Raw genomic sequence first — 20,857 nt, forward strand, 5'->3', positions numbered from 1 at the left:
GTCCGTTTACTCCTGGTCAAAAAGGGCGCTACGGCCCTTGGCTTGTTTTGCATGCTGCCGCTTGTCCAGTTCTGCAGACACGGCGCGCGCGATCGCAGCGGCATCCATCCCGGCGGCGGGGTGAATGTTGATAACGATTTGATCGGGCGCCATCTGCATTGCCGCTGGAGCTGCTGCTGCACCAATTGGCGGACGGTTGTCGACTGCGATCGCACCTTGAGCCCCGCCCATACCTACGGCGAGCGCGCCCACTTGGGCCAGTCGTTTGCCCATGCCCATGATCGAATCAAGCATGCCGCCATTTTCAGCTTTTGCCCCGGGTACGGACCCGGCTGAGTTCAGAGCGGCGGCGGTGGCCTCGGGCATTGCAGCGGCTGGATTCAGCGCTGCGCCCGCGCTGGTGATGGCACCGATGGTCACGGTCCCGGCTTGGGTCATGAGGTCGCCCACAGCCTTGACGGCGTCCAGAGGCCCGCTCTTGCCATCAGCCACGCCCTGCGCCAACCCAGCCATGGTGAAGCCGCCAAGCTCGGCAAAAACCCGGGAGGGGCTATGAATACCCAGCTTCTCCTTGAACCAGTCGACGGTGTTGCTACCGGCGTCTGTGATCGCCGTCTTCACCGATCCCATTGCGTTCGTGATGCCGTTGACGAGCCCAGCGATGATCATTCCCCCGAACTCTGTAAATTTGCCTGGCATCTCGACGCCCATGTAGTTCATCACCGCCGAGAAGGCTTGGTAGATCAGCCCGATCGGACTGAAGTTGGCGAGTGTCTGCAGGATGCCGCTGATCCCGCCGCTGAAGCCCGCTTTGATTTCAGCCCAGGCACTGACGAAGTAAGCTTTCACCTTGTCCCAGTTCGCATAGATCAGATATGCAGCAGCGGCGATCGCCATGATGGCCAAGCCAATGGGGTTGGCCATGAACAGTCGGCCAACCCACATGAATGCCTGGCCGACAAAGGGCAGGACCTTCGAACCAAGGTTGAATAGCAACCCGATCACAGAGGGTAGGCGGATCCCGATCAATGACAGCCCGTAACGCACGGCGAGAAATGGGCCAAGGGTTGTGGCCATCGTGAGGGCTACGGTGCTGAAGCCGATCGACAGTGCCGCAATGCCGGCGGCGACTTTGAGGATGCCCAGCACCAGCCCCGGGTTAGCGGTCGCCCAGGCGTTGACGCGCTCCAGGACACCGTTAAATCCGGTGACCAGTTGGATCAGCGCCGGTCGGAGAGTGGCGCCCAGGGCGCTGCTCAAGTTGAACATGCGGTTCTGCGACATTTCCCATCGGGCGGACAACTGGTCTGCGCGGATATCACCCTCCCGCTGCATCGAGCCGTCGCGTTTAGGAGCGTTGTCCGCTCCATTCACCAGGTCAAGCTGTCGTTTATATTCGCCGATGTTGGACGCCAGTTTGGCTGCGTCGTCGCCGTATTCCTTGCCGAACAGTTGGGTCATCACACCGAGCTGCTGGTTTTTGGGCAGTTTGTTGACCGCCTCCAGCACCTTCTGGATGGTGCCCGTTGCGTCCTTACTCATGCCATCCTGAACCGCTTTCGCCTCCAGTCCGATCGACTTGAGGCCGGTGACAAATCGCTTAGGTTGCTGGGTGGCGATAGCCAACTCTCGGATCATGGCATTGGTAGCGGTTCCCGCGATTTCCGCCGAGGCGCCAAGCGTCAGGAAGGTTGAGCCTAAAGCGGCTGCGTCCTTGAACGACATGCCGACCGACGCGGTAATACCTGCCGTGCGCTGCATGACTTCAATGATGTCTCCACCCTTCGACATCGCGTTGTCGTCAAGGTAGTTGATCGCATCGCCGAGCTGGCTGACGTTCTTGATGGGCAATTTGTAGAGACTGGCGATGCGCGCCAGGCTCTCGCCGACCTGGTCCGCAGGCAGCTCGAAAGCCGTTGCGGCAGTCGCCGCAACGCGGGCGAATTCCAGCAGGTCGTCTTTGCCCTGGATGCCCATTCGCGCACCGCCTTCCACCAGCGCGGCAATATCGGTAGTCGCCATGGGGATGGTTTCGGACATCTTCTTGATGGCCGCGCCCATGTCGTAATAGGTCTGAGTGAGCTGACCGTTGTCATCCCGGGCGCCGTTTACCTGTTTGGCAACACCCGCCATGGCATCTTCAAAACGGGAATAGTCTTTGACCATCCCAACGATCGGCAGGCCGACCGCTGCACCCACCGCACCTGCGCTCGCGCCTGCTACAGCGGCGTTGCCGGCGAGCTCTTTGCCCTTGGAATAGTTTCTCTGAGCCTTCGAGACCCGTTCCTGCTGTTTGGCGAGCGCTGAGAGGCGTTCCCGCTGTGACTGAATGGCTTTGTTCGCCGCCTCGATCTCAGTTTTTAGGCGGTGTTCGGTGGTGCCGAGGTTGCGGGTGTCAGCACCGGTCGATTTCATGAGGGGGATCAGACGCTGCAGTTCCGATCGCTGAGCGGTATGTTTGTTGGTCAGCTTTTCCACGGATGCGGAGGCGTTGACGAATGCCTTCTGGAAAGCAGCTGTGGGGGCGTCCATCTTTTGCAGCTGCTCGCGCAGGCCGCGCAGTTTGTCCTGGGCGCGAGCCAGTTCCTCGGAGGATTGGCGGACCGCTTCCTTCTGGCGGGTGTAGCTGGAAATGTTGGACTGCTGGGCATTGAGCTCCTTCAACTGGTCCCGCGCCTCTTTCAAGGCGCGAGACGTGGCATTACTCCCAGCGCTGATCTGTTTGAGGGGCGCGGTGACCTTGTCGATCGCCGACAGCAGAAATTCCAGCCGCAGCTTGTCAGTCATCCTTCGCCCCACTTCGTTTACGAGCGCGTTCGCGCCATTCCATCAGTTCGGTCAGGGGGAGCGGATCCATCTCCGCTGGCCCCCAGTGAAATATCACGGCGATATCCGCCATCGCGTCATCTACGCAACGAGGGATGCATCCACCTTCGCCGACTTCGGTAGCAAAAAACCGGCAACCTCGGTGGCCATCTGCACCAGGTCGGCCGGATCCATCAGACCAATGTCGTGATCGGTGAGGGTCGGTGTGGTGATTCGCGGTAGAACCTTGCGCAATGCGAGCACGTCCATCTGCAGCAGATCTGTCAGCGATACGCCACGCAGTTCTCCGGAAACCGGCTTGCGCAGTGTCACTTCTGTGATCTCGGTCGAGCCTCTGACGATGGGCGTATCCAGGGTGATGACTGGACGGTTTGGGTTCTTCTCGGCTGGAGTGGCTGCAACGTCGGTTTTGAGGGGAGCGGTCATGTCGATTTCCTTCGAAAGAGGGGGACGCGCCGGACGATCCGGCGGGGAAAGCTGTGCTTACAGGCCTATCGCCTTGCGGTGTTCCGCCAGCATGTCTTTGCCATTGACGTTGAAGATGAAGTTGAGCAAGTCGATTTCGACTTCCACGTTTCCATCGATCGTCAACTTGTAGTAGCTGCAGGTGGTGGTGAACTTGTGCTCGGTGTCTTCGCCGCTTTCCGAGTCACCCATGTCGATCTCTTCGTGCCGGCCGCGCACGACAACCTCCACGGTTGAGACCTCACCGGTGTCGTCGCGCTGGATAGAACCGGCCCAACGCAGCATGACGCCGCTCGCGGACACTGCGCCGTACTGGCGTAGCGCCGTCAGATCCCAGCCACCGAGGGTCCATTCCAGCTGGATGCCATCGTCGCTGTGGCCGAGGTCGGCCTTGACTGGACCGTCCATGCCGCCACCGCGGAACTGTTCGAATTTGCGCCCCAGCTTGGGCAGGGTGACGCTCTTGCACTGACCGACGTAGCTGACACCGTCGTTGTACAAGTTCATGTTCTTGAGCTTTTTGGGCAGAGCCATGTGGGCGCTCTCCTAAAGGCGCGGCCGATGCCGCGCGGATGAATGAATATCAGGCGCCGACGCGGCTGGCGAAGTCGATCAGGTAGCGATCGGTGATGCGCTGGCGCAAGTTCAGGTTCTCCAGCGGCGGTACCGGGGTGTAGTCGTAGTCCAGGTACAGCTTGCCGGCCTTGAGGGTGTCCTTGTCGTTGGCGGCTTCGTCGTACCAGCACTCGCCGCCGATCAGGTAGCCCAGGCGTACCAGCTCGCGGAATTTGGCGTTGATGCCTTCGACGATGTCGCGCACCAGGCTCGCGTGCATAGGCTTGTCGATCGCCCAGAATTGGCCCTCGGCCATGGTGTCGGCCAATACTTGGGCAGTGCGGGTGTAGTTTTCGAATGCGAACAGTGGGTCGTCGCTGCAAGTACGGGAACCCCAGAAGCGGAAACCTTCGCGACGAATCAGCGTGGTGACATCCGCCGCGTTCAGTAGGCCGGCGTCGGTGGCCGGATTCTGCAGGTCCCAATAGATGTCCCGGCTCAGACCGGACACACCATTCACCGCCACGTTGGAAAGGGTTTTGTGCCAGCCGACCTGTTCATCGAGCTTGGCGCGCAGGCCTAAAGCGCGGGCGATTGCCGACGCCGGCGCATCGGCATTCAGCGTGGTGTCCCAGTTCACGAAATCCGGCCAGATGGTCATCAGCTCGCGGGCACCGAAGTTTTCCCGGTAGGCGATAGCATCGGAGACGGTTTCGCAGTCCCAGGCACTGGCGTATGCGAAACCACGCAGCTTCTGTGCGGTGAGGACCAGTTCAGTAGCCACCGCCAGCGAGTCGAGGCCAGGTACGCCGAGGATGCGCGGCCGCACGCCCAACTGCGCCTCCGCTGCCAGCAGAGCCTTGAGCCCGGTGTACTGACCGCCGGCAGTGACGCCGCCGATCACATTGGTGGTGGTCGCGGCAGCGTCCGCACCTTCGGCGACACGGACAACGACGGTGATGGGGCTTGCCTGGTCAGCGATGGCGTCCAAGCTTTTGGCGAGCGTGCCTTGAATACCTGCCTTACCGCTGGCGGTAAGGACGTCGGTTAGCAGAACGGGGCGATTGAGAGGAAACGCGATGGGATCGGCATCTTCGGCGGTGCAAACCATGCCGACGACGGCGGTTGCGACGGTGCGGATCGGGCGGGTGCCCTCGTTGATCTCGAGGACGCGTACACCGTGATGGTAATCGGTGGGCATGGGAGAGTGCCTGTGCAGTAGTGGAATGACACTGCACAGGCTGCCGCGCGCGCGCTTAATCGGCGAGCGCAAGGGTTTGTAACGCGTAGCCCTACACAGGAAAAAATTACGCGCCAGGGTGAGCTGCGCCGGGAAAGCGCAGAAACCCTTCAGCGCAGGGAGTTTACTGAGCCTGTTCGGCGATCCAATCCGGCGCGGTTGGTCGATGCTGGCTATCGGGGAAATCAGGCGACTGAGGCCAATCGCGCAGGGCCTGCATGTATAACAGCAGCTCGTTAAATTGCTCGGCTGTCAGCGTGGTCGGCCCTTCGATTTCTAACTGATCGCGGTGACGCTCGCGCAGCCACAGCACGCCCGACAACTCGCCGTCGCGCCACGCCCGCTCATCCCGCTCAATCTCTGCCAGGGTTTTCGCGGGCGGATCAATCAACATCGGCAACCCATTCGCGTCATGGCTGCGCACTTTTCCGGCGGCCGGATTGGCGATAACCGATAAATAAAGCTCCTCCGAAATAGGAATCACATCGCCAGGCATATTATCCCCGTGAACATTCGGTAGATAAGTAACCCGGGTTAACTTGCTGTAATAGCGCATAAGTTCCCCTTTGATCGTTCTACGGGAATATGGCGATCACCCGCACTCCCTGAAATATTTAATTAAGCTTCGAATAAATTTAGAGGCTAGCTTTGTCCGCCGCCTTAGTAGCCGACGGCCCACCAAGTGGCACCGACCTGCTGGGGCCCGGAATATGAGCTACCCGGCGCTACGTGCATGCTGGTAGTTGTCCAGTTAAATGTCGTTGCGCTAAGAAAGCTAAGGGAGACATTAGTAAAAGCTGACGCCCCTGCGCAAAGAATTGCGGTGGGGAATGCGATTGTAAACGGTACGGTGTTGTCTATCGCCGTTCCCGAAGCAACCGCCGCCGGCGCAATTTTCCCCCACTGGAAAGTCAATCCCAAAAGCCATGTAGGGAAAACAATGTATCCATTAGCTGTAAGACTGACCGCGAAGCCCAGTCGCAACTTCTTCGGTGTCACGATGGTCGCGTCATCGGTTCCTGCATTGACTTGCGCCTGCGTTGCGATCTTGGCCGTGCCTTGATTGTTTTCCGTGGCCTGCGCCGCCAAGACAGCTAGCGCGGCAATATCAATGTTTCCCTGATTTATCGGCGCGTTCCAGGCCTTGAGGCACCACATAACCGCCAAGCTGCGTGGGCGCGCCTCGTTGCCACCGGAGCTAACCGTGGTAGGGCTCATCACCAGTTGCGTGCTGTCGTTCCCGGAGGTGGCGAGAAAAGCCCCTGCCGCGATAGGTACAGTAACCCCATCCACTACCCCAGTAGCGGCCCCTCCATATGGGTCAATGTCTGCATCAACATTGTCAAAGTAGCGGTGTTTATGGCGTTCGTTCTGGCCTAACTGATACGTGCCGATACCGCGCCCCGGATCAACTCCGCGACCATGGTCCCAGCCGCGCAAGAACTCGGCGCGCGACTCAGGCAGACGAAAATTGCCCGCCCCTTCACCGCCTGTATTGAACGCAGTCCCGAGGTACGCCGCCAAATCTGGATAAGCCGCAATGCTTTTCACACTGCCGTCAATCTCCAGAAATCCGGGTGCGAGCTTGTTTACCGGGAAGGCCACCATCGTGCCGACCGGCAGCGCCGAGGCCTGGGCAATCATCGACTCGATTTGGGGCTTGGTGTAGGTGTCCGTGATCCCCATGGCAGCCAATGTGCTGGGGTTGTCACCTGATACCACCACGCCACGATTATTGACCTTCACTCGGGTGAACTCACCGGCCGTTTTGTTCGCGGGCAACACCTCCAGAATCGCCGCATCCACATATGACCGCGAGGCCAGCACAATTGCTGGATCAATCTTGAGCGTGATGTTGCCGGCACTGGTGACAATGAAGTTCATGCGCACGATTTGCGTGCGGCCTGAACCTTGCGACAGGACCGGCTTGAAGCTCGGCGCGCAGTTGGCTACAGCCACCATGTCGCCGTCCGAATCGTACAGGGCGATCTCGCGGATCCACTTACCGCCTTCATCGGCGGGGATAACTTGCTCGGCGATAATCACTGCCGGATTGACCGGGTCAATTTTGAGCTGATTCAGCGGCCGGCGGCGCCATTCGTTGATCAACCTAGTCTGTGCAGCATTGGGGATCGGGTCCGTGCCGTTGGCATCACCCACACCCATTTCGGTGATCTTCCAGGGAATGCTGAGCGCGTCGGCGTTTGCCTGCTTGGCCATCCCCACATTCGTGAGGATCGCAAAAAACTGCGAGTTCGCATCAATCATAATAAACGTCCAGGGTGTCTATGGAATGTTCGCGGCCCACTACACCGAAGGTCCCGGTGACCTCGACGTCGCGCATGAGCGGCGGGTAAACGTCGATTTCATCGCCTTCGTGCAAAGCGACACTGATATCTAAATTTCCGTATGATTCGAGGCTGATCGCCAAGCCGGTCAGATGTCGGCTGACGGGCTTGGCGTCATCGATCAGGCGCTCCAGCTCCTGATACATTTCCTCAGTGATCCCGGTGTCCAGTACGCCGACCTTAAGTGCAAAGGTGCCTGGCACCCCGGTAGGCACCGTGTTGAACCACTCCACAATCTCGATCAGGTAACCCAGAGGCTCAACTACGCGCCGGAGTGCTCCGATCGTTCCTTTGCGGGAGTGGATGAAGAACGAGCCTTTGATGACCTGACGTTTGGTGGCCTCCGACCAGGTGCTGTCCCAGCGGTCGACCGAGAATGCCCAGGCGAGGTAGGGCAGCAGATGCACCGGGCATCGATCAGGGTTCAGCAAATCCCTGATCGGAATCGGTACCCTCTCAATTTGCGCGAGCGCCTCCGCCGCCAGCCGCTCAAGCTGTTTGGCGTTCGGCGGCAACAGGCCTGTCATGACAGCGCACCAACAGCCACGCTGTAGCCGGTGCAATAAGCCGCTTCGGCTTCGTTCGGAGTGATATCGGCCCAGTTATGCAGAACCACCTTACGCACGCCCTCGACATGCAGCGCGGCATGAATAGCCGACTCGGAGATCTCGACACCCAGGCGCCGGCGCTGGCTGATGTACGTGACAAGGCGGGCTTGCGCCGCTTCGCGGATTGGCTCCGCTTCCGGCCCCGTTGTGGCGAGATAGATAACCGCGTCGACGTGGTAGGGCAGGACAGTCGCCGATTGCACCGTTAGCCGATCGGCAACCGGACGACGGTCATCGTCGCTGAGGTATCGACTGACGACATCCAGCAACGTCTGATCGACGCTTCCGTCCCCGACCAAACCCTGAACAGTGACAACGACCACCGCCGGCGACGGGCTTTCAGCCGTTGCATCAGCAACGCGGCCGTCTGCGCTGCGCGCGTGCAGGATGTAGCTATTACGGGGCCCAGCGGTGGAGAGGCCTTCCCATGCCATCTGCGCTCGCTCTCGCAGCGAGTCGTCCGACTCCATTACCGCGACGATGGGCGGGATGGCTGCGCTGTTGCCTGGAGTTACGACCAGGCGCTCGACGTTGACGTTGCCGGCGAGCTGCTCCAGGTCCTTTCCTTTGGCCTTGGCCAGCATGTTGGCCAGCGACGCCTCATTCACGCGCTGACGCAGCAGCATTTCGCGATAGGCATTCTCCTGCAGGAGCTTGGTCATTGGCTCCGACTCGACGGCCAAGGTCGCGGCGACGGCAGCTTGTTGGTCGGCGGGCCATAGGCTGACCGCATAGGCCTTGCGTTCGGCGAGGATCTGCTCGTAGTCGATCTGCTCGACGACATCCGGATCCGGAAGCTGAGCCAGGTCGATAGGGGTAAAGGTTTTCATGCTGTTGCTCCCAAGCTGAGAGGAACGCGCAGGCTCAACGGCTCGTTGGTGTCCACCAGGCTGCCTTCGATGTCGAGAATTGCCTGGCCGGCAACATCACCCAATGTCAGCTGGACGCGACTCAGGCGAATCCGCGGCTCCCAGCGCATCAGTGCGATGGCTGTGGCCGCATAAGCCTGCAGCCGGGTTGCGCTGTTGAGTGGCCAATCAATCAGGTCGGCGAGCTGGCTGCCGTATTCGCGGCGCATTACGCGCGTTCCGATCGGGGTGGTCAGGATGTCGGCGATCGATTGCACCAGGTGATCGTTCCCGACGACTCTGCGGCCGGTATTGCTGTTCATGCCGATCATGGAACTGGCCCATCGGAAAGCGCGTTGCCGCGCATCACGCCCGAGGTGCGGTGATTGACCAGGCTGATTTTCTGTTCGCCGGCGACGACGTCCTTGGTCACGTTAACCAGGCCGTCGATATCGACATCACCCTTGATTTTCAGACCACTGGGTACGATCAGTTCGACCTTGCCTCCCTCGGGCAATGTGGCAGTCAACGTGTGAGTCGCGGTGTCGTAGTCTACTAGTGCCCCGTCGCGGTACCGACGCCGGCGGCGGGTTGGCTCGTTGTCAGGAGCAGGGAAGCGATCGCTGTACACGCCGAAAATGACAAACCCGTGAGCCGGATTGCCGGAAGGAGAGAGCACCAGGCACTGCTCGTCCACGCTCGGCGGATCCCAGTCGCTATCCTCACCAGCCCGAAGGGCGAAGAACGGCAACCAGTCGGTCAGCAGGCCACCGGTTTTCACACGGCAACGAGGTTTCTCCGGATCGAGCTCGGCGATGGTGCCGGCTCGGATCAGGTTTTCAAGGCGTCGGGTCAGTTCAGTAAGAGAGTCCATGTCGCCGATGTTGCAGGTCGCGCGTGCGCGCTGCATCGCCGGGGGGCTGTAGCGCGAGTGCGTACAGGAGGGGGTCAGCTGGTGAGGTGATCGATGAGCAGATTTCGGATGTTTTCCAGCTCGCCGCCGCTGAATCCCAGCAGCTGCCGCGTTTCGTATTGCACATCCAATTGGCCGCGCTCGGGTCGATCTTTCAGGCCGTATTGGTGAACCCGGGCGATGCGGCTCACGCGACCCACGAAGCCGACGGACAAGCCATTTGCGGTGCTTTCGGTGCGCAGGTAACGGGCAGATTTCAGCTTGGTGAACATTTTGCCCTTGATCCGGCCCTTTTTCCCACGCAGGTCCTTTGGCTTGCGAGGTGCGAACGCTGAGCCATCAGGATTACGCTGCGTCGTGATGCGTTTCGACTGGCTACGACGAAGATCCCGGGCGACGACGCTGAGCAGCTTGCGGCGTTCTCCCTCGTCCAGTTTGGCAATCAACACTGAAACCCATGTTTCCAGCGCCTGCAGGTCATTGCTCATGGTTTACCCCACTGCGAAATTAACTCGCCGCTGGGAGTCCTGAGCTCAAGTCCAGGCGTGAAGAACAGTTCATCATCGACGACGGGCTCCGGTGGGTGATTGACGAGCAGGGTGCCGTCGTCCTGACGTTTGACGATCACGCGCTCTGTGAGTGGCAACTTGATCGACAGGTCGACCTTGCTGTTGTCCAGGAGATCGGCTTCGAAGGCGACGGCAGTTTTGCTGCGGTCGACGTTCTCCATCAGCTCCCGTTGGTTCACCAGGATCCAAGCGAACAGGGGAATGGCAATGGCGTCGGGATGGCCAGCGTAATCCGTGAAGATCAGGTTCAGCGTGTAGCTGTATTCGAACGACAACCCAACGGCAGCGGTACTGCGCATGGTGCCTTTGTCGATAAATACCATCATGCGGTCGGGGTTTTTCTTTAACTCCGGTACCGAAGCGAGCAGGTGAGCGCGTAGCGATTCTGGTTTGTTCATGGTTTGCCCGCCCGGGACTGCTGATGCTGGTAAACCATATCGACCTGCGCAGCGCATTGAGCCCAATCATTCTCGGTGGCCTCCTGGTCATTGAGCAGGGCGCCGTTCTTGTCCGGTTTAGTCGCCGACAGGGTGCAGGGCACCACGGCCGGACAACCAGTCGCGATAAGCAGCGGCTCCGGTGATGGCGGGGCGCTCGCGCATCCGGCGAGCAGCATCAGGGAGAGGCTGATCAGCCCAAAAGCGAAGTTCGGCATTCTCACGTTTCAAGTCCTCAATCGTTCGTTGACGGGTGGCGAGACCTTGGCGCAGTTGGTCTTGCACGCTGCGCAATGCAGCCTGGGCGGTCCGTTCGTCCTGTAGCGACGCCTGGAGTTGAGCGGCCGTCTGCTCACTGCGCGTCGCTCGAGCAATGGCTGCATCAGCGGCATCTTGTGCCCGGCCTGTTTTTTGATCTGCGACCTCAATCCGCTGGCTCTGAGCCCAGATCAGCAGCGCGATCGAGGCGAGCAGGGCGAACCCGTACAGCGCCTGGCGCAGCGTGCTCACGCGCGGTACCAGCCGGCTGCATTCATCGCAGCCGTATCGAGTTTGCGCACGTCGCCGCAGACGACTACAGCCTTTACGCCCGGTTTCGCGACTGCGATCGCTTCACCGAGTGCCCGGGCCAGTTCAAAGGGAGAGTCCGCCGGCAGGAGAAAGACGTCGCCATCGACGGGGCTGAGTTTGCGGATTTGTTCTTGGTCAATCATGCGGCCTCCGGTATGGGGCAGCCCGCAGCGTGACGCTGATAGGCGCGCTCGAGCTTTGTGTCGTACAGGTTGCGAGCGTAGTTGGGGCCGTTATAGGCCTTGGCGAACGCCGCCCATTTCTTGCCCTTCAGCGCCTTGAGCAGCGCCGGGTCAGCTTCGATAAAACGCACGAAGGCTTCGAATTGCTCGTTCTCGTTCCGGGCCATCCGATCGGTAAAGTCCCTCACGCTGGCGTATCCGAGGCGCAGGGCGTGGTAACCCATCACCTGGAAGGCGCCCCAGCTGGCCGACTCCAACGCGCAAAGATCGTCAATCAGTCGGGCATTCGCCAGGCGCTGATGCTCTGCCGTTCCGCCGGCGTATCCACCTGATTTCGGATTGACCAGATTGGGTTGGACCTCAGCCAGTTGGTCGGCGTGGGTTTTCAAATCGGATGCATCATCACCAGGTGCGCGCGGCGTGCTGAGCTGGCGATACATGATGTGTCGCTCGAAAAGAATCTTCGGCTTGCCGTTGTCGAGGAAACCGCTGCCTTCGCTTTCGACCTCGTTCACCGCCATGACTGCCGCGAGCTCAACGCCAAGGCGCGCAGCCGCGTTTACCAACCGTTCGTGCTGCAGCAGGCTCGAACAGTCCGCGCCGGCCAGCGCCAGAGCGGTTTTTGAGCCGGCAATACCGTCAATTACCAGCCCAACCTTGCGTTGGTAATTACGCACCGCGGCCTCGGTGGCATCACCGAAATCACCGTCCGGATCCAGACCAGCGCCGTGCAGGTTGAGGCGCTGCTGCAGTGTGCGGACTTCTTGCCCGCGATCGCCGTGGCGCAAAACTGTCATAGCTGATCCACCTTGCGGTTGAAGAATTGCTTGGCCAGTGCTCGGGTCCCCTCAACGCCGAGCAGACCGATCACACCGCCGAAGAAAGGTCCGGTTGTCGCGGGAATTCCCAGCAGAAAGAGGCCGTGACTTGCCGAAAGCGCAAGGGTGCCGCACAGCGGTGCCTCAAGAAGAACTCGGCGCCATGTGCCGCCGCCATAGATGATCCGTAGCGCAGCGATCACACAGGCGAGTCCGCCCGAGTAGATGGCTGGCCAGTTCAGTTCGAGCCAGGCAGCGAACCAGGCCCATGTATCCGGTTTGTCAGGCATGCGCGTGATTCCGCTGTCCAAAGTTGAAGGTGGTGGAGCGTCTGTTAGGGTTGTTCGGTGGCTCAATCCCATAGGTTCACCATTTGCAGCTCGGGGGCTTGTGGTGCGATATCCGGAAGCGTCAGCTGGGTGCCGTGCGGAATGATCGTGCCGAAATCTGATAGCCCCGGGTTTGCTTCAAGGACTGCCTCGGTGATGCCGGCAGTGCGGCCGTAGACCCGCCAGCAAATGGCGTCGACGGTGTCGCCTTGAGCGGCATACACGGAGGTCGTCATCAGATGAGCTCCACGGTGGAATGGCCGACGCCCAATAGATCGCGAATGGCGAATCGGGCGTCACGACGGTATTCATCGACCGAAGGTGTCAGTTCGTCTGCGTTCTTGTTGCCCTCGACGCTGGTGTCGTAGCTGCGATATCGCTCAGCGAGCTCAGCTCCAACGCTGCAATAGATCGAACGGCGGTAAAGGTGGATGAAGTGGCTTTCGCCATTGACTTCGAACGCCGGCACCGCTGCGATGGTGGTGTATCCGTTCTCCACATGATTCAGCTTCACCTTGGCCAGTTCGCCGTTCACCTGGATCAACGCGTTGACGGTCACGACTTCAATGCGTGCGTCAGTGATGCTGCCATCCAAGCGAATAGCGGATCGCAGGTGTACGACATCGATGTCAGGCCAGAACCCGTCATTGGTGATGACAAAGGGTTCGTCGGTGCTGCCGGTGGCAATAAATCCGCTCATGGTTCAGCCCTAAGTCGGCGGTGGCCGGGGCGTCACAGCAAGGAAAGGAGAGAAACCTGCTGTTCAGCCCCGGGCCGCCGGGGTTGCGGGGTACGCTCGGTCAGCTCCCTGATGGGGGAGCAATCTTTTTCAGGAGGCGTTCGGCGCCTTCCAGATCCTTCTTGCCGCCGCAGCTGTTGTTCAGCTCGATGGCGCGTTTCAACAGTTCGATACCCGCGATTACCTGACCGGGTTGGCCCGGGTTATCGGCATTCAGACTTGCCACAGTGGCGCGTCCTGTAGCCAGGTACAGCTTGGCCCTGGCTTCATCCGGCATGTCTTGTTCAGCGGTCAGCTCCATCGTCCGGTGCAAGGTGGCCAGGTCGAATCCACCACCGGTTTTCTGTGAGCTCAACGCCGCTTCGGCGACTTCTTCTGCTACCAGGCAGCCGGTGGTCCGTTCGAAGCGATCGGGCATCAATAGGCTGTGCTGCAACACGTAGGCCGCGATGTCGAGCGCGCCGCTGTAATCGGAAGCATCGATCCGCCAGATCATGATGGTGGTGAGCACTTCGTCCTGAGCGCCGTTGCCCGTTGCCAGAACACCGTCGACGTAAGGCACATAAGCCGGCAAAAGCTGCAACTTGAGCGCGGCTTTGCCTTCGTTCGACTGGATCTGTTTCAGGCGCAGACGATCCTGCAGCAGCTGGGCCAGCTGCATTTCGTAGGCCGTCCCGCCCGCCATCGAAACGGCGGGCGAAGCGGCAGCAGCCTCCTGCGAGGCAAGCGCCTGCAGCCGGTGACGTTGAGCGAGGGAGAGGGCCATTGTTACGCGGCCTCTTCGATGTTTTCGACCAGAGCGCCGAGACCGAAGTCTTCGATCACGTAGTCTTCGTTCGACGATTGATAGTCGGCGATGCGATCGCGCTCTGGCTCGTCCTTGGTCATGCGGCGGCGGCTGCTGATCTGGAAGTAGATCGACAGATTCTTCAGCGTGGTGATCATGATGCCGCCGTCAATGAAGAACGGTGCATCCTCGATCGGCAGGCCACCCAGCGTTCCGTTGGCGATGATTCGCGCGGCTGCCAGCTCGTTCTCGTTGTCTGCGGCGCCTTCAATGTTGGCCAGGAATTTCGCATGCAGCAGGTTGCGATCGACCAGGACGACCAGGTCTGGACGCTTGCGATGCCATGGGTCCAGCAGTTGGATGGCGTCGTAAACCAGACCGTCGAGCGTCTTGTAGTCGCCGGTCGGGCCGATGGTGATTTTGCCGGCAACCTTGCCGCTGCTCAGCACACGCTCTGGCGCTTTGGTGCGGTACTTCTCGAGCCAACCCACGTTCACGTCCTCCAGCAACGGGAAGGCAGTCCGATCGGTCGTTGCCGCAGCGTGGGTACCGTTGAAGCCGATCATGATGCGGTCAAGCGCCTGGCGCTCGACGACCGCACCAGACAGTCGAGCCTGGAAGTCCGGAAATTTTGCCCAGGCATCCAGCAGCGCATAAGGAATAGCGGTGTCGAAGTCAGTCTTTTTGCAGCTGTAAGTGTCGTTCTTGAGCGAACTGACACCGCGAGGGTTGCGTGCGGTCTGGTTGGTGTCGGTCCGGCCGGCGATGGTCGAGCCCACGCCCAAAACGATGGCTTCACCGTCTTTCTCGTCGACGCCCAGCACGTTGATTTTTTTCAGGAAGGCGCTGGATTCCTGAATCGCGGTTTCCAGCTTCTGTTGAACAGAAGGGGTAACGGTGAATTTCTCCGCCACCGACCCTACGGAGTTGATCGCGGCAACCTGTTTGGTGAAGCCGTTAAAGGCAAGTCGTGTTTCGTTACGCATGGTGTTCTCCTGGGGAGCTTGTAATGGGCGGCGTGATCAGTAGGCAGTCAGCACGGCGCCGTCGCCGCCAGGCATTGCTGGGCGGGTGGTCTGGCTGTGGTCCTGTGTTTCGCCCAGGCGCTTGATCAAATCCGCGAAATCGGTGGTCAGCTTTTCGTGTTTGCCGGTGAGGGATTTCAGCGCTTCATCGGCTGAGGCGACGACTTTGGCCTGATCAGCGGCGTGACCCGCCAGCGCCTCGACGGCTTCGTTCAATTCGGAAAACTGAGCTTCGTCCTTGCTGGCCTTGGCCTTGCTACGGCCGAGCAAATCGGAAACGCGGGAGAACAGGCCGTCGATCACGCTTGGGGTTTCGACGATTTCATCAAACTCCAGCTGCGCTTCGACGAGCTCCGAGAACAAGTTGTCCGGTTTGCTCTTACGTGCCTTCAGCGGTGAGGCATCGGGGTTTTGCGCGCTGAATGTGAGCATCTCAGTGCCCAGGCTCGCCGGCGAATCGGTCACAGCTAACCCGTCAAGGTAAGCGCGGCCGGTGTCGGCAAACTTCGGCGAAATCTCGATGCTGGTGTACAGCTTCTGGCGCGCCTTGTTCATGGCGATCAGGTCGTCGGTTGGCTCGATCTGAACGAACAGGGCCAGCTTCTTCACACCGTTGACGTCGACTTCTTCAGTCTTTGCAGCCAGCACGTCGCCGTAAGCACGGAACGGGCTGTCCGGCAGGACGCTGCGGTAGTGCTCAACCCAAACGCGAGCGCCATAGGTGTTCGGGTTGTAAGTTTCGGCAGCATCGACCAGCCACTGGCGCTCGATCTGACGGCCATCGGTGGTCGCACCTTCTACGGCGACGCGGAACCATTTGGAGCGAAACTTTTTCTTCATGGAGCGGATCCTCAAAGCGGTGCTGCTGGGTGCAGTTGCGTTGAGGTACATCGTCGGCAGTAGCGTCATTGCGGGCAATCAGCGCCAGTTGTAGGCCCATGCGCTACATGGCACATCGCTACGCCTTCACGCGCGCGAGGCGTCAGCATCGCCGCCATGACGACAACCGAAGCCACTCCCATCCGCGATAACCGCCGTCAGGCCAAGTTCCTCTACTGGACCGGTCTGCGGATCTGCGCGATTGCAGAAATGCTGGATGAAAAGGAAAAGACCGTTCATGCGTGGAAAACGCGTGATGAATGGGACCGGGCCGATAACGTCGAGCGCATCGGTGGGGCACTGGAAGCACGCCTGGTGCAACTGATCCTCAAGGACGGCAAGACAGGAGGGGATTTCAAGGAAATTGACCTGCTGCATCGCCAGCTGGAGCGACAGGCCCGCATCGAGCGATACAAGGCCGGCGGTACCGACACTGACTTGAATCCAAACCTAGCCAAACGCAACGAAGGGCCGAAGAAGAAAGCGGCTCGCAACGAGTTCAGCGAAGAGCAGATCGAGCAGTTGACCGAAGCGTTCAAAGACGGTTGTTTCGGCTATCAGTTGGACTGGTACCGGGCGAGCAATCAGCGCACCAGGGCAATTCTGAAAAGCCGTCAGATCGGCGCCACGTACTACTTTGCCCGGGAGGCGTTCATTGATGCCCTGGTCACCGGACGCAATCAGATATTTCTATCCGCATCGAAGAATCAGGCGCACATCTTCAAGGCGTACATTCAAGGGTTCGCCCGCGAGGTCTGCGGCGTCGAGCTGACAGGCGATCCGATCATTCTGGCCAATGGCGCCGAACTGCATTTCCTCGGTACCAATGCCCGAACCGCTCAGGGTTACCACGGTAATTTCTACTTCGACGAATTCTTCTGGACGTTCAAGTTCAACGAGCTGAACAAGGTCGCCAGCGGCATGGCGATGCAGAAGCAATACCGACGCACCTACTTCTCGACACCATCGAGCATGGCCCATGAGGCCTACACGTTCTGGACCGGCGAACGCTTTAACAAGGGCAAGCCGGTTGCCCAGCGGCTGAAACTCGACGTTTCGCACGACGCGCTGCAGCAGGGACGGCTGTGCGAGGACCGGATCTGGCGCCAGATCGTCACGATCCTGGATGCCGAGCAGCGCGGCTGTGATCTGTTCGACCTGGAGGAGCTACGCCTCGAGTACAACGCGGACGCCTTCGCGAACTTGCTCATGTGCCAGTTCGTCGACGACGGGGCGAGCATCTTCCCGCTCAACGTCCTGCAGCCTTGCATGGTCGACAGTTGGGTCGAGTGGTCCGAGGACTACAAACCTTTTGCTGCAAGGCCGTTTGCCGATCGGCAGGTTTGGATTGGCTATGACCCGGCGGAAACGGGCGACAGCTCCGGTCTGGTAGTCGTGGCCCCGCCAACTGTTCCAGGTGGAAAATTCCGCGTGCTCGAGCGCCACCAGTTCCGCGGTATGGACTTCGCCGCGCAGGCCGAGGCGATCCGCCTGGTCACGATGCGCTATTGGGTGACATACATCGGCATCGACATCACAGGCATGGGTTCTGGCGTGGCGCAGCTGGTGCGCCAGTTTTTCCCCAATGTGACGACCTTTAGCTATTCCCCCGAGGTGAAGACGCGCCTGGTGCTCAAGGCTTACGACGTTATTCACAAAGGGCGCCTGGAGTTCGATGCCGGCTGGATCGACATGGCCCAGTCGCTGATGGCGATCCGCAAAACCATTACGGCCAGTGGCCGGCAATTCACCTACACGGCAGGCCGCACCGATGAGACCGGGCACGCGGACCTCGCCTGGGCGCTGTTCCACGCATTGCAGAACGAACCGCTTGAGGGCCAAACCTCAACGAATACCGGCTTCATGGAGATTTATTGATGAGCAACAGCCGCAGCGAAACCACGCAGATGTCCACATCAGCCCCGACTGCGATCGCGGACCAGGTGCTGCCGGCAACGGGCGGCAAGATGGAGGCGTTTACCTTCGGAGACCCGACTCCTGTGCTCGACGAGCGCGGGATTCTCGACTACCTGGAGTGCTGGCTGAACGGCCGGTGGTACGAGCCGCCGATGTCCCTCGACGGGCTGGCCAAGTCCTCGCGAGCGAGCGTGTTTCTGCAATCGGGCTTGAATTTCAAACGCAACATGCTGGCCCGCACCTTCATCCCCCACAAGTTGCTTTCACGACAGACGTTCGAGCAATTCGCCCTGGACTTCCTGTGGTGCGGTAACGGCTATCTGGAAAAGCGGGAAAACATGCTGCGTAGCACGTTGGGGCTGCAGCCCGCCCTGGGCAAGTACATGCGACGCGGTGTGGACCTCGAAACCTATTACCAGGTGCGCGGCTGGCGAGACGAGTACGAATTCAAGCGCGGGACCGTTTACCACCAGCGCGAGGCGGACATTAACCAAGAAATCTACGGCCTTCCGGAGTGGCTACCAGCTCTGCAGAGTGCGCTGCTCAACGAGTCCGCCACCTTGTTCCGGCGAAAGTACTACAACAACGGCAGTCATGCCGGTTTCATCATGTACATGACCGACACCGCGCAGAACGAGACGGACGTTGCCGCGTTGCGCAGCGCGCTGAAGTCAGCGAAGGGCCCGGGCAATTTCCGCAACTTGTTCATGTACGCCCCGGGCGGGAAGAAGGACGGCATCCAGCTGATCCCTGTTAGTGAAGTGGCGGCGAAGGATGAGTTCGGCTCGATCAAAAACATTAGCCGCGACGATATGCTCGCTGCGTTGCGTATCCCCCCCCAACTGATGGGCATCGTTCCGCAGAACGCTGGCGGGTTCGGATCGATCAAAGAGGCCGCGCAGATCTGGGCAATGAACGAACTCGAGCCCATTCAGGCACGCCTGCAGCAGGTCAACGAATGGCTGGGCGAAGAGGTAATTCGCTGGAGGCCGCTGGAGTCAGTTTCCGATAAATTATCTTCTTAAGGGCTCATTCAGCGTTCAGCGCGACATCCTTATTAATGCGAAGCAGGGATCTCCAAGGTTTTCGTCGGTTACCGTCTACTTACCAAGAAGGTAAGAACCAATTTCACGTCATTAGAGTTTTACTTTGAGCGAAAAAAAACCGCCTCAGCGGAAGCTGAAGCGGTCCACTTTTCGGCCTTGTTACAGGTCGTCGAAGTGATCTCGCAGCAATTCGTAAACGTGATGGACACGCACACAAACCACCACGAAATCCCACGCATGTTTTAAGTGTTTCAACATGCTAGGCCCTCCCGTAGTTGGGCCAAACCTCCAGCACACTTACCGGACTTGTGTGCCTTCGGGATCACGTCAATGCTCCCTGTGAGGCGGCTAAGCTGATGGACGCCGTCTGAGTCATCCGCACGGGTTACAAGCCCGTGTCAGTAAGGCCGTCGCACGGCAGTTGCTAACACCGTACGAGTGTCTGCATGGTAACGAAATTTTTTACACCCGTGGTGCGCCGAATCGGCTCATGGATCGGTATGTAGATACAGTTTTTCGGTCGGAGCGAGGCGCCACAGGGCTTTGGCGGGTGAACATTTTTTTCGGCTTATTTGCATTATTTGGACTTTTGCTTAAAAAATCAGCCAACAAATGACTTTTTCACTACATCTTGTGTTTTGCGCGCGCTACAAAACCGTCAATCGGTAATCGTTGCGCGCACTGGTGCCACCTTGTACCCTGTGGTCACGTCAATGCTCCCTGCGAGTACGAAAGCCCGGCCACTAACTGGGCTTTCGACGAAAAAGCCGCCCTTACTAGGCGGCTTTTTTTTGCCTGTGATTCAGGCCTGTGACGCGTCACAGCTCCACGCTAAAGCCGCGCAAGCCGATGCCGTCCGCGAACCTACCAACAGCGGTCAAACTGGCCCAGGTGCGCACCTTCTCCCGACGTGAACGCACCGGCACCCAGCGCGCGCCGCTGCCGCCCAGGCGAATCGACAGCCCCCAGGTGGGGCCACCGTCGATCCTGGCCACCAGGCATTCCCTGACCGCTCGTTGTTGCACCAGGTGCGTCAGGGCGTCTTCGTGAATGCCTTCACCGATCACTGCTCCAGCTCCAGCAGGCGCAACTGCAACGCTTGGTCGAACGCCATGTACAGCGCCTCGATGTCGGCCGGGTTCAGCGCGCGCAGGGTTTCCACGCCCAGGGTAAAACCTTCGGCGCGGTCCGCCGCGCGCCAGGCCTCGGTTTTGGTCCGCGCCTGCTCGATGGCGCCCAGCAGTCTCAGCGCCTGGGAGCCCAGCGCTTGCGGCAGGTTCAGCGCCGCCAGCGGGTCGTTTCTTTCGTGACCCTCACGCCTGCTCATGCGTAGATCGCCTGGGCTTGCGCGATAAAAGCCGCCGCTTGCTCGGCGCTCAAGGCGCCGTCTTTGACGAACTGCCCTAACCAGGCCTCAAGCCCGGGCAACCCGGCGGCCCCTTTCTGCGACAGCGTGTAGCCCAGCGCAATGACCATGCCGCGCACTTGAAACTCTGCGTGCACCGCGGTCTTTTGATAGTCCAGTGTGTTGAGAATGGCATCGATCAACGTCGCTTCGCCGGCATGAGTCCTGTGCAACTCGGTCAACCGTTGCTTAAGGAAGTCAGCTTCAAAGTCATCATCGACCGTCATGAGGTTTGCCTGTCCGAGTGAGTGGCGGTCACTGCGTAAAACCAGTGACCGTGGGTCTGTTGGTCCAGTTTAGGAGGTCGTGGTATCCGTGGCCAATAAAAAAGGGGGCCACCCCTGTGCGGAA

The 20,857-nt window shown here is 59.8% G+C and carries 28 protein-coding genes; 2 read left to right on the forward strand and 26 right to left on the reverse strand.

The window, feature by feature from the left end; genetic code table 11:
* Positions 1-6: 6 nt before the first annotated feature.
* The 23 genes from EAH78_RS14120 to EAH78_RS14230 form a co-directional block, all read right to left on the reverse strand.
* Complete coding sequence (locus EAH78_RS14120; protein WP_140668075.1) at positions 7-2,787, reverse strand: phage tail tape measure protein; 2,781 nt, start codon at positions 2,785-2,787, stop codon at positions 7-9.
* Positions 2,780-2,899 (reverse strand): GpE family phage tail protein, encoded by a 120-nt coding sequence (locus EAH78_RS14125; protein WP_017336912.1) that lies wholly within the window; start codon positions 2,897-2,899, stop codon positions 2,780-2,782. The genes EAH78_RS14120 and EAH78_RS14125 overlap by 8 nt, the downstream gene beginning before the upstream one ends.
* A gap of 8 nt (positions 2,900-2,907) precedes the next feature.
* Positions 2,908-3,252, reverse strand: a complete 345-nt coding sequence (locus tag EAH78_RS14130; RefSeq protein ID WP_240051881.1) for a phage tail assembly protein — start codon at positions 3,250-3,252, stop codon at positions 2,908-2,910.
* Between the two features lie 57 nt (positions 3,253-3,309).
* A complete protein-coding gene (locus EAH78_RS14135; RefSeq protein ID WP_140668076.1) occupies positions 3,310-3,825 on the reverse strand; it encodes a phage major tail tube protein in 516 nt (171 codons plus the stop codon).
* A gap of 49 nt (positions 3,826-3,874) precedes the next feature.
* A complete protein-coding gene (locus EAH78_RS14140; protein WP_140668077.1) occupies positions 3,875-5,047 on the reverse strand; it encodes a phage tail sheath protein in 1,173 nt (390 codons plus the stop codon).
* Between the two features lie 163 nt (positions 5,048-5,210).
* On the reverse strand, positions 5,211-5,642 hold the full coding sequence (locus EAH78_RS14145) for a phage tail assembly chaperone (protein WP_140668078.1): 432 nt from the start codon (positions 5,640-5,642) through the stop codon (positions 5,211-5,213).
* Between the two features lie 104 nt (positions 5,643-5,746).
* On the reverse strand, positions 5,747-7,354 hold the full coding sequence (locus EAH78_RS14150) for a phage tail protein (protein WP_240051882.1): 1,608 nt from the start codon (positions 7,352-7,354) through the stop codon (positions 5,747-5,749).
* A complete protein-coding gene (locus EAH78_RS14155; RefSeq protein ID WP_140668079.1) occupies positions 7,347-7,961 on the reverse strand; it encodes a phage tail protein I in 615 nt (204 codons plus the stop codon). Before EAH78_RS14155 ends, EAH78_RS14150 begins: the two co-directional genes overlap by 8 nt.
* Entirely contained in the window at positions 7,958-8,872 is a 915-nt protein-coding gene (locus tag EAH78_RS14160) for a baseplate J/gp47 family protein (RefSeq protein ID WP_140668080.1), read from the reverse strand. The genes EAH78_RS14155 and EAH78_RS14160 overlap by 4 nt, the downstream gene beginning before the upstream one ends.
* Positions 8,869-9,222, reverse strand: a complete 354-nt coding sequence (locus tag EAH78_RS14165; RefSeq protein ID WP_140668081.1) for a GPW/gp25 family protein — start codon at positions 9,220-9,222, stop codon at positions 8,869-8,871. Before EAH78_RS14165 ends, EAH78_RS14160 begins: the two co-directional genes overlap by 4 nt.
* Positions 9,219-9,800: a phage baseplate assembly protein V gene (locus EAH78_RS14170; RefSeq protein WP_193560081.1), complete on the reverse strand. Its 582-nt coding sequence runs from the start codon at positions 9,798-9,800 to the stop codon at positions 9,219-9,221. The genes EAH78_RS14165 and EAH78_RS14170 overlap by 4 nt, the downstream gene beginning before the upstream one ends.
* 38 nt (positions 9,801-9,838) lie before the next feature.
* Positions 9,839-10,291: a phage virion morphogenesis protein gene (locus tag EAH78_RS14175; protein WP_140668082.1), complete on the reverse strand. Its 453-nt coding sequence runs from the start codon at positions 10,289-10,291 to the stop codon at positions 9,839-9,841.
* Complete coding sequence (locus EAH78_RS14180; protein WP_140668083.1) at positions 10,288-10,770, reverse strand: phage tail protein; 483 nt, start codon at positions 10,768-10,770, stop codon at positions 10,288-10,290. Before EAH78_RS14180 ends, EAH78_RS14175 begins: the two co-directional genes overlap by 4 nt.
* A complete protein-coding gene (gene lysC / locus EAH78_RS32715; protein WP_140668084.1) occupies positions 10,767-10,988 on the reverse strand; it encodes an Rz1-like lysis system protein LysC in 222 nt (73 codons plus the stop codon). The genes EAH78_RS14180 and lysC overlap by 4 nt, the downstream gene beginning before the upstream one ends.
* A complete protein-coding gene (lysB, locus tag EAH78_RS14190) occupies positions 10,888-11,319 on the reverse strand; it encodes an Rz-like lysis system protein LysB (RefSeq protein ID WP_140668085.1) in 432 nt (143 codons plus the stop codon). The genes lysC and lysB overlap by 101 nt, the downstream gene beginning before the upstream one ends.
* Complete coding sequence (locus EAH78_RS14195) at positions 11,316-11,522, reverse strand: hypothetical protein (RefSeq protein WP_140668086.1); 207 nt, start codon at positions 11,520-11,522, stop codon at positions 11,316-11,318. Before EAH78_RS14195 ends, lysB begins: the two co-directional genes overlap by 4 nt.
* Positions 11,519-12,358 carry an N-acetylmuramidase domain-containing protein gene (locus EAH78_RS14200; protein WP_140668087.1) on the reverse strand — a complete coding sequence of 280 codons (840 nt, stop codon included), beginning with the start codon at positions 12,356-12,358 and terminating at the stop codon, positions 11,519-11,521. Before EAH78_RS14200 ends, EAH78_RS14195 begins: the two co-directional genes overlap by 4 nt.
* Positions 12,355-12,669: a phage holin, lambda family gene (locus tag EAH78_RS14205; RefSeq protein WP_033039923.1), complete on the reverse strand. Its 315-nt coding sequence runs from the start codon at positions 12,667-12,669 to the stop codon at positions 12,355-12,357. The genes EAH78_RS14200 and EAH78_RS14205 overlap by 4 nt, the downstream gene beginning before the upstream one ends.
* 62 nt (positions 12,670-12,731) lie before the next feature.
* Positions 12,732-12,944, reverse strand: coding sequence for a tail protein X (locus EAH78_RS14210; RefSeq protein WP_140668088.1), 213 nt, complete (start codon positions 12,942-12,944; stop codon positions 12,732-12,734).
* Positions 12,944-13,408 carry a head completion/stabilization protein gene (locus tag EAH78_RS14215; RefSeq protein WP_140668089.1) on the reverse strand — a complete coding sequence of 155 codons (465 nt, stop codon included), beginning with the start codon at positions 13,406-13,408 and terminating at the stop codon, positions 12,944-12,946. Before EAH78_RS14215 ends, EAH78_RS14210 begins: the two co-directional genes overlap by 1 nt.
* 100 nt (positions 13,409-13,508) lie before the next feature.
* A complete protein-coding gene (locus tag EAH78_RS14220) occupies positions 13,509-14,213 on the reverse strand; it encodes a terminase endonuclease subunit (protein ID WP_140668090.1) in 705 nt (234 codons plus the stop codon).
* 2 nt (positions 14,214-14,215) lie between these two features.
* A complete protein-coding gene (locus EAH78_RS14225) occupies positions 14,216-15,220 on the reverse strand; it encodes a phage major capsid protein, P2 family (RefSeq protein WP_140668091.1) in 1,005 nt (334 codons plus the stop codon).
* Positions 15,221-15,256: 36 nt separating this feature from the next.
* Entirely contained in the window at positions 15,257-16,099 is an 843-nt protein-coding gene (locus EAH78_RS14230; RefSeq protein WP_140668092.1) for a GPO family capsid scaffolding protein, read from the reverse strand.
* A gap of 156 nt (positions 16,100-16,255) precedes the next feature.
* Here EAH78_RS14230 and EAH78_RS14235 point away from each other — a divergent pair, with 156 nt between their 5' ends.
* The gene (locus tag EAH78_RS14235; protein ID WP_140668093.1) at positions 16,256-18,016 is read left to right on the forward strand and encodes a terminase ATPase subunit family protein; all 1,761 of its coding nucleotides are present in this window, start codon (positions 16,256-16,258) and stop codon (positions 18,014-18,016) included.
* Positions 18,016-19,080, forward strand: a complete 1,065-nt coding sequence (locus EAH78_RS14240; protein ID WP_140668094.1) for a phage portal protein — start codon at positions 18,016-18,018, stop codon at positions 19,078-19,080. The genes EAH78_RS14235 and EAH78_RS14240 overlap by 1 nt, the downstream gene beginning before the upstream one ends.
* Before the next feature lie 839 nt (positions 19,081-19,919).
* Here the strand turns inward: EAH78_RS14240 and EAH78_RS14245 are convergent.
* From EAH78_RS14245 to EAH78_RS14255, 3 genes are read right to left on the reverse strand one after another with little or no spacing between them, the layout of a single operon-like run.
* A complete protein-coding gene (locus EAH78_RS14245; RefSeq protein ID WP_140668095.1) occupies positions 19,920-20,168 on the reverse strand; it encodes a hypothetical protein in 249 nt (82 codons plus the stop codon).
* Entirely contained in the window at positions 20,165-20,428 is a 264-nt protein-coding gene (locus tag EAH78_RS14250) for a hypothetical protein (RefSeq protein ID WP_140668096.1), read from the reverse strand. Before EAH78_RS14250 ends, EAH78_RS14245 begins: the two co-directional genes overlap by 4 nt.
* The gene (locus tag EAH78_RS14255) at positions 20,425-20,733 is read right to left on the reverse strand and encodes a hypothetical protein (protein ID WP_140668097.1); all 309 of its coding nucleotides are present in this window, start codon (positions 20,731-20,733) and stop codon (positions 20,425-20,427) included. Before EAH78_RS14255 ends, EAH78_RS14250 begins: the two co-directional genes overlap by 4 nt.
* Positions 20,734-20,857 lie beyond the last annotated feature (124 nt).

The organism is Pseudomonas arsenicoxydans, assembly GCF_006438915.1.
Lineage (GTDB): Bacteria > Pseudomonadota > Gammaproteobacteria > Pseudomonadales > Pseudomonadaceae > Aquipseudomonas > Aquipseudomonas arsenicoxydans_A.

Coding starts and splice junctions, on each gene's coding strand:
- EAH78_RS14170 (WP_193560081.1), bottom strand. CDS start 9,800: ATGCAGCGCGCACGCGCGACCTGCAACATCGGCGACATGGACTCTCTT.
- EAH78_RS14140 (WP_140668077.1), bottom strand. CDS start 5,047: ATGCCCACCGATTACCATCACGGTGTACGCGTCCTCGAGATCAACGAG.
- EAH78_RS14180 (WP_140668083.1), bottom strand. CDS start 10,770: ATGAACAAACCAGAATCGCTACGCGCTCACCTGCTCGCTTCGGTACCG.
- EAH78_RS14125 (WP_017336912.1), bottom strand. CDS start 2,899: ATGGCGGATATCGCCGTGATATTTCACTGGGGGCCAGCGGAGATGGAT.
- EAH78_RS14210 (WP_140668088.1), bottom strand. CDS start 12,944: ATGACGACCTCCGTGTATGCCGCTCAAGGCGACACCGTCGACGCCATT.
- EAH78_RS14255 (WP_140668097.1), bottom strand. CDS start 20,733: ATGACGGTCGATGATGACTTTGAAGCTGACTTCCTTAAGCAACGGTTG.
- EAH78_RS14195 (WP_140668086.1), bottom strand. CDS start 11,522: ATGATTGACCAAGAACAAATCCGCAAACTCAGCCCCGTCGATGGCGAC.
- EAH78_RS14120 (WP_140668075.1), bottom strand. CDS start 2,787: ATGACTGACAAGCTGCGGCTGGAATTTCTGCTGTCGGCGATCGACAAG.
- EAH78_RS14130 (WP_240051881.1), bottom strand. CDS start 3,252: ATGACCGCTCCCCTCAAAACCGACGTTGCAGCCACTCCAGCCGAGAAG.
- EAH78_RS14160 (WP_140668080.1), bottom strand. CDS start 8,872: ATGAAAACCTTTACCCCTATCGACCTGGCTCAGCTTCCGGATCCGGAT.
- EAH78_RS14165 (WP_140668081.1), bottom strand. CDS start 9,222: ATGATCGGCATGAACAGCAATACCGGCCGCAGAGTCGTCGGGAACGAT.
- EAH78_RS14135 (WP_140668076.1), bottom strand. CDS start 3,825: ATGGCTCTGCCCAAAAAGCTCAAGAACATGAACTTGTACAACGACGGT.
- lysC (WP_140668084.1), bottom strand. CDS start 10,988: ATGCTGCTCGCCGGATGCGCGAGCGCCCCGCCATCACCGGAGCCGCTG.
- EAH78_RS14150 (WP_240051882.1), bottom strand. CDS start 7,354: ATGATTGATGCGAACTCGCAGTTTTTTGCGATCCTCACGAATGTGGGG.
- EAH78_RS14175 (WP_140668082.1), bottom strand. CDS start 10,291: ATGAGCAATGACCTGCAGGCGCTGGAAACATGGGTTTCAGTGTTGATT.
- EAH78_RS14230 (WP_140668092.1), bottom strand. CDS start 16,099: ATGAAGAAAAAGTTTCGCTCCAAATGGTTCCGCGTCGCCGTAGAAGGT.
- EAH78_RS14145 (WP_140668078.1), bottom strand. CDS start 5,642: ATGCGCTATTACAGCAAGTTAACCCGGGTTACTTATCTACCGAATGTT.
- EAH78_RS14205 (WP_033039923.1), bottom strand. CDS start 12,669: ATGCCTGACAAACCGGATACATGGGCCTGGTTCGCTGCCTGGCTCGAA.
- EAH78_RS14250 (WP_140668096.1), bottom strand. CDS start 20,428: ATGAGCAGGCGTGAGGGTCACGAAAGAAACGACCCGCTGGCGGCGCTG.
- EAH78_RS14235 (WP_140668093.1), top strand. CDS start 16,256: ATGACGACAACCGAAGCCACTCCCATCCGCGATAACCGCCGTCAGGCC.
- EAH78_RS14200 (WP_140668087.1), bottom strand. CDS start 12,358: ATGACAGTTTTGCGCCACGGCGATCGCGGGCAAGAAGTCCGCACACTG.
- EAH78_RS14155 (WP_140668079.1), bottom strand. CDS start 7,961: ATGACAGGCCTGTTGCCGCCGAACGCCAAACAGCTTGAGCGGCTGGCG.
- EAH78_RS14215 (WP_140668089.1), bottom strand. CDS start 13,408: ATGAGCGGATTTATTGCCACCGGCAGCACCGACGAACCCTTTGTCATC.
- EAH78_RS14220 (WP_140668090.1), bottom strand. CDS start 14,213: ATGGCCCTCTCCCTCGCTCAACGTCACCGGCTGCAGGCGCTTGCCTCG.
- EAH78_RS14240 (WP_140668094.1), top strand. CDS start 18,016: ATGAGCAACAGCCGCAGCGAAACCACGCAGATGTCCACATCAGCCCCG.
- EAH78_RS14225 (WP_140668091.1), bottom strand. CDS start 15,220: ATGCGTAACGAAACACGACTTGCCTTTAACGGCTTCACCAAACAGGTT.